Origin of the sequence: Streptomyces sp. ST2-7A (genome assembly GCF_021390475.1) — a bacterium.
Classification (GTDB): domain Bacteria; phylum Actinomycetota; class Actinomycetes; order Streptomycetales; family Streptomycetaceae; genus Streptomyces.
Map to the genome: position 1 here is coordinate 56538 of NZ_JAJUWS010000038.1, position 6530 is coordinate 63067.

5 protein-coding genes are annotated in these 6530 nt (G+C 67.8%); all 5 read right to left on the reverse strand.

Annotation, left to right across the window (positions count from 1 at the left end):
• Positions 1-76 precede the first annotated feature (76 nt).
• A complete protein-coding gene (locus LZF96_RS20525; protein WP_233874921.1) occupies positions 77-1036 on the reverse strand; it encodes an NAD(P)-dependent oxidoreductase in 960 nt (319 codons plus the stop codon).
• On the reverse strand, positions 1033-2418 hold the full coding sequence (locus tag LZF96_RS20530) for an NDP-hexose 2,3-dehydratase family protein (protein ID WP_233874924.1): 1386 nt from the start codon (positions 2416-2418) through the stop codon (positions 1033-1035). The genes LZF96_RS20525 and LZF96_RS20530 overlap by 4 nt, the downstream gene beginning before the upstream one ends.
• On the reverse strand, positions 2415-3719 hold the full coding sequence (gene rfbH, locus LZF96_RS20535; RefSeq protein WP_233874965.1) for a lipopolysaccharide biosynthesis protein RfbH: 1305 nt from the start codon (positions 3717-3719) through the stop codon (positions 2415-2417). The genes LZF96_RS20530 and rfbH overlap by 4 nt, the downstream gene beginning before the upstream one ends.
• 101 nt (positions 3720-3820) lie before the next feature.
• Entirely contained in the window at positions 3821-4825 is a 1005-nt protein-coding gene (gene rfbB, locus LZF96_RS20540) for a dTDP-glucose 4,6-dehydratase (RefSeq protein WP_233874982.1), read from the reverse strand.
• A gap of 151 nt (positions 4826-4976) precedes the next feature.
• Positions 4977-6257, reverse strand: a complete 1281-nt coding sequence (locus LZF96_RS20545) for a nucleotide disphospho-sugar-binding domain-containing protein (protein ID WP_374203287.1) — start codon at positions 6255-6257, stop codon at positions 4977-4979.
• Positions 6258-6530: the final 273 nt, after the last annotated feature.

A 6530-nucleotide genomic window follows, 5' to 3' on the forward strand; every position in this document is an offset into this window, starting at 1 on the left:
CCGGCTCGGCGCGGCACGGCCGTGGGCCGCAGGCAGGCGTGCAGCCGGCCGGACGCCGCTGGGGCCCAGGACATCGTCATGACCGTCGAACGTCGCGCGGCATCGTCTCGGCGAGCAGGTCCCGCAAGGACGCGTCGGCACCGACCGCCGGCTGCCAGCCCAGCAGTTCCCGGGATCGAGAAATGTCCATCTGCTGCCACGCGGCCCGTGTCTGCGCGGCCCCGCCGCCGACCGCGTCGACGGCCTCCACCCGGCAGGGCACGTGACTGAGTTCGATGAGCCGGTCGACCAGCTGCCGCACCAGCACCGTGCGGCCGCTCCCAACGTTGATGATCCGGCCGCGGACCACTTCGCCCGGCGCCACGGCGGCCGCGGTGGCCGCACCGGCGACGTCCCGCACGTCGACGAAGTCGCGGTAGGCGCGCACGGAACTCAGGCGGAGAACGAGTTCGGACGCGGCGTCCCGCGCGGCGGCGTGCTCGCCCAGCCGGCGCGCGATGCCGCCCACCAGGCTTCCGCGCGGCATCCCGGGACCGAGGGCGTTGGAGACGCGCAGCACCACGCCCTCGACGAGTTCCTCGCCGGTGGCCCGCAGCACGTGCTGGGCCGCCCGTAGCTTGGTCCGGCCGTAGACCGTGTCCGGGTGCGTCGGGTGCTGCTCGGTCAACGCCATCCCCGGGCCGACCGGTCCGTACTCATGGACGGTTCCGAGCTGGACCAGCCGGGTTCGGTGCGGCAGCTCGGCGAGCCGGGGCAGAAGTTCGGTGACCAGCCGGGTGTTGGCCGCCTCCATCTCCTTGTCCGTACCGCTCCAGACGCATCCGGCGGCGTTGACCACCACGTCCGGCTCGGCCTCGACGACGGCCTCGTTCACCAGGCCGGCCGCGGACGCGCCGGCGTTCCGGGAGATCCGGTGCACCCGGAACCCCACTGCGGTGAGCCGCGAGCAGATGTGTCTGCCCAGAAAACCGGTGGCGCCGAGCACCACGGCCGATACGTCGCCCGGCTCGCCCTCGGCTCGCCGCGGCCGCTTCACAGGTCCGCCGCGCCGGAGTTCAGCGCCGCCAGCAGGGTTCGTGCCTGCACATTGACGTAATGTCCATGGCGGGTGAGGGAGCTGAGCTGGCTGGGCGTCACCCAGCGGTAACCGGGCGGAGGATCCAGGGGCGCCTGACTCTCGTCGGCTTCCACCACGAGGTATCGGCTCACCGCGTTGAGAAAGCGTCCCCCCTCCTCCGAGTGCAGCGCGTCGTAGCGAATGCGGTCCGGGCCGGCCCCCTGTACCAGGTCCAGAAAGCGAGGCTGCCGGTGCTTCGGCAGCCGGGTCCAGTTGTCCGGAGTGGCCTGCACGGTGGGTCCGAGCTCCACGGTGTCCAGGAACCCGCCCTCGACCCGGGCGTGGACCAGCAGATGTGGTATCCCGCAGATGCGGCGGGCGACGAAGGCGGTGACGCCGGTGCCCGTCGGCTCGAAGAGCGGCTGTGTCCAGCCGGGCACCTCACGGTTACCCGCCTCCACCTCGACGGCGACCACCCGGAAGTAGCGGCCGTCCGCGCGCTCGATCGCGTGCTCGCCCCGGGTCCAGTCCGCGACCTCGTCCAGCGGAATTCGTGCCACGGACACCTCGTGCCGAGCACGCTCCGACGTGAACCAGGAAAGCAGGTCCACGTCGGACTGAAGGGCTTTCGGAGTCCCGTCCTGGGTGGGCATGCAGGCCAGGGCAGTGCGCGCGTCCATATTGACCACATGGTCGCGGCGGAGGAGCTCCCCGATCTGACCGAGGGTGAGCCAGCAGTAGTCCGGGTCCACCGGTACTTCTCCGGCCGTCTCGACCACCATGTTGCGATTGGATTTGCGATAGAACCAGGAGCCGTGTTCGGACTGGAGTACGTCGGCCACGGCCCTTCCCTGTTCGGGCCGTATGAAGTGCGACAGGTACTTCACATCCGCGCCCTTGTGCACCTTGGTGTAGTTGCTCCGGGTCGCCTGCACGGTGGGCGAGAGCTGGAGCAGATTGGGATTACCCGGCTCCATCTTCGCCTGCATCAGAAAGTGCAGTACACCGTCGAACTCCTTGGCCAGAATACCGAGAATACCCACTTCGGGCTGCTTGATGATGGGCTGCTGCCAGTCGCACACCGGCCCCGTGTCCACTGACACCCGGAGCCCTTCGACGCTGAAGAACCGGCCGCTTTGATGCACCAGATTTCCGGTGGCGCTCTCGAAGTACCAACCGTTCAGTTCCGCGAAAGGTATCCGGTCCACCCGAAAACGGTGCGCCCGCCGCCGCCCTTCGAGCCAGGCGGGAAAGTCGGCTGTGTTCATGTCCCGGCCCTGATCCGTATGCCGCGCGGACAGGGCGAGCCGTCCGGCCACATCCGTATCCGTCCGGGAGTGCAACGTGGTCACCGCGCTCATGAGCATCCTCCTACGAACTCCCGCACAGTCCTGATGACATAGTCGAGCATTTCGTCGGTGAGCCCCGGGTACACACCGATCCAGAACGTCTGCTCGGTAATGATGTCACTGTTGACCAGGTCCCCGGAGATCCGGTGCGGGCGTCCGATGTACGCGGGGTGCCGGGTCAGGTTTCCGGCGAACAGCCGACGGGTGCCGATCTTGCGGCCTTCGAGGTGGTGCACCAGTGACGCCCTGGTGAAAGGTGCGTCGGGATGTACCGTCAGCGCGAACCCGAACCAACTGGGGTCACTGCGCGGTGTCTTCTCGGGCAGCAGCAGATGAGGGGTGCCGTCCAGACCCTCACGCAGCCGGTTCCAGTTGTCACGCCGCGCCTGGCAGAAGGCATCTAGTTTGGTCAGCTGACTCAGGCCAAGGGCGGCCTGGAGGTCGGTTGCCTTCAGGTTGTAGCCGACGTGCGAGAAGATGTACTTGTGGTCGTACCCCTCGGGCAGGGTGCCCATCTGGTACGAGAACCGCTTCAGACACTTGTCGCTCTCGCCGGGCTCGCACCAGCAGTCCCGGCCCCAGTCACGCAGCGACTCCACAATACGGGCCAATGCCAGGTTCGAGGTCAGAACGCAGCCGCCTTCCCCCATGGTCAGATGATGTGCCGGATAGAAACTGACCGTCGAGACCTCTCCGAACGCGCCGGTCGGCCGGCCGTCGTACGTCGATCCCACCGCGTCGCAGTTGTCCTCGATCAGAAACAGGTCGCGATCCTGCGCGAACTGGCTGATCTCCGTGGCCTCGAAGGGGTTGCCCAGCGCATGCGCGATCATGATCGCCCGGGTGCGCGGTCCGACCGCCTGCGCTATCCGCGTCGCCGTCGTGTTGTACGTCCCCAGGTCGACGTCCACGAACACCGGCACCAGCCCGTTCTGCAGGATGGGGTTGACCGTGGTGGGAAACCCCGCCGCGACCGTGATCACCTCATCTCCGGGCATCAGCCTCCGGTCCTCCAGCAGGTGGGACGTGAAGGCCGAGAGCGCCAGAAGATTCGCGGAACTCCCCGAATTCGTCAGATGCGCCTTGCGCAGGCCGAGCTTTCTCGCGAATCGTGACTCGAACATGCGCGCGCTGCGGCCCGCGGCAATCCGGAGGTCCAGTGCCGCTTCCACGAGTGCCGCCCGATCTTCCTCCTCCAGCACCGCACCCGACGGCCAGATCTCCGTGACACCGGGGACGAACTCCCCTGCCGGCTGCACGTCTCGGTGGTACTTCCGGGTCTCTTCGAGCACCAGATCCCTGTGATAGCTCATGTCAGGTTCACCACTCCTCATTTCGCCGCCGGCAGACGCGTGCCGGTCGCGGATGGCATTCGTCATCACAACGCTCCCGCCGCCGGCCGACATCTGCTACCTCAGGGCCAGTCTCCCGGACTTGTTTTCGCGGTCTCCTGCTGGTGTTTCAGCGATTTCCACCACTCAGGGTTGTCGCGGTACCAGGCAACGGTCTCTGCCAGGCCCCTGGTGAAATCGACCTGCGGAACGAAGCCGAGCACCGTCTCGAGCTTGGTACCGTCCAGGCTGTACCGCAGGTCGTGTCCCTTGCGGTCGGCCACCCGACGGACCTTGGACCAGTCGTGTCCGAGCAGCGCGAGGATCTCCTCCGTTATCGCCGTGTTCGTTCGTTCAGTGCCTCCGCCCACGTTGTAGATCTCGCCGGCCGCACCGCGGGTGAGGACCAGGTGAACGGCTCGGCAGTGGTCCGCCACATGCAGCCACTCGCGCACGTTGCCGCCGTCTCCGTACAGGGGAACCCGTTCCCCCTCCAGGAGATTGGTGACGAAGCGTGGGATCAGCTTCTCCGGATGCTGGTAAGGACCGTAATTGTTCGAACAGCGGGTGATGCTGACGTCCAGGGCGTGTGAGCGCCAGTATGAGCGGGCGAGCAGGTCGGAGGCCGCCTTGGAGGCGGCGTAGGGAGAATTCGGAAGCAGCGGGGAATTTTCGGTCCACGATCCCTTTTCCACCGAGCCGTACACCTCGTCCGTGGAAACGTGGACCACGCGCTCGGTGCCGGTTCTCAGCGCGGCCTCCAGCACCGCCTGAGTCCCTGCCACATTCGTCCGGATGAACTCGGCCGCCGACTCGAGCGATCGGTCGACATGTGATTCGGCGGCGAAGTGGACCAGCGCGTCGTGACCGGGTAGGAGTTCGAGCAGCAGGGCGAGGTCACAGACATCGCCCTCCACAAAGTCCAGTCGCGGATGGCTGCCCGGAAGATTCTCCCTGTTCCCGGCGTAACTGAGCTTGTCCAGAACGGTGACCTTGTCCCGCTCGAAACCCTCGAACTCCCCGGCCAGCAGGGACCGTACGTAGTGCGAGCCGATGAATCCGGCTCCACCCGTGACCAGCACCTTCATCGTATGACCTCGATTCGGATACCGTCGCTTGAGTTTCCGCACGCCGTTCGCCGTCGGCGTTCCGGCCGGTGCGGGGCAGCAGGCGTCTTCTTGTGTCGGACGGGCATGCCCACGTGGCACCCGCGTTGCGCGCAGCCGCAGTGCGCCCGCGTCATTTCCGGTACAGGTCGGTCAGCCGCTCCAGCGTGGGCACGAGCTCGGCGGGAGTGGGCACAGCCAGCCAGTCCGCATACAGACCCGCCGCTCCCTCCCCGAAGGAGGGCTCCTGAAGGATCCGGAGCAGGGCGCTTTGCAGGGAGGCCACGGAGAACCGTTCACGGTCCAGCGCCAGCCCGGCGCCCCGGCTGCGGATGTGCCGGGCGACCGGATCGGACGCTCCGTTGTCCCACGAGCTCAACGCGCCCGTGACCAGCTGCGGGACCCCTGCCGCCACCGCTGCACCCGCCGTACCGGGGCCCCCGTGATGGATGATGGCCGCGCAGGTCGGAAGCAGCAGGTCCAGCGGCAGGTACTCCACGACGCGCACATTCTCGGGCGGCCGGTAGGCGGGGTCGAGCTGATCGGTGTTCAATGTGGCGACGATCTCGATGTCGAGCTCGGCCAGCCCGTCGAGCAGGTCAGGGAGCGGGACGCCGGCGGCCACCAGCCGTTCCCTGCCGCTCAGGCCCACGGTGAGACACACTCGCGGCCGCTTCGGCTCCTCGTACAGCCAGGGCGGCACCGTGGTCGCACCGCTGTACGGGACGGAGCGGACGGGCACGTACGGGACCGGCAGCGGCAGCTGCATCGCCGGGGGTGTGGGATCCACGGTCCACTGGCCGAGAAGCAGCTCGTCGTCCGCCTGGCAGCCGAATCTCTCCGCCATCGGCCGCACAAGTTCCAAGACGGGGTCACGGGCCGCTCCCGTCGTCCGGTCCGCCAGGCGTTCGCGCACCAGTTCCCGGCTCCACGCCCAGTAGTCCACACCAACCATCAGTCGGGCACTGGCCGCGCCGCAGGAGCGAGCCGCTATGGACGCAGCGTAGTGGGAGCAGTCCCACAGCACCAGATCCGGCTGCCAGCTCCGGGCGAAGCCGATGAGATCCTCGACCATCGGCCGGTGACCGTCTCGCGCCGGCTCTCCCGGGTGGTACTTCGAGAGCACCGGGAGGATCCGGTGCCGGAAGAACTCCCACAGCCGGCGGTCGTGCGCGTTCAGGGCCAGGTCGCGCTCCAGCTCGGCCAGCCGGTCCGCGTCGAGGAGGGGGGCGGACGGGAGTGCCTCGCTCTCCCCCATGGGTACGGCGGTGAGACCGGCGGCGGTGATGGTCTCGGTCATGGCCGGATACGTGGTGACGCGGACTTGATGACCCGCGCACTGAAGCGCCCACGCGAGTGGGACGACCGGGAACACATGGGTCGTCGAGGGCCAGGCCGCGATCATGACGCGCATCAGAACTCTCCATTCGGTGAACGGCGGCCCGCATACCGCGGGACAAGCCGGAACTGACAGCGGAAGCTTCGGCCGGTCGGACGAGCCGGTGCGGCCCGCGTGCACGCGTCCGGGCGCGCGACGACGGGCCCGCAGACGTCCGGCGTGCTCATTAGAGGACCATCCCTTCTGCAGCCCTCTTCGGTAGGGTTGTGACCTCTCGGTCCCGGTGGGTGCATGGCCAAGCTTGCGAGCCGCTCGACGGCCAGCATGAGTTCCGCCAGCCCCGCCGGG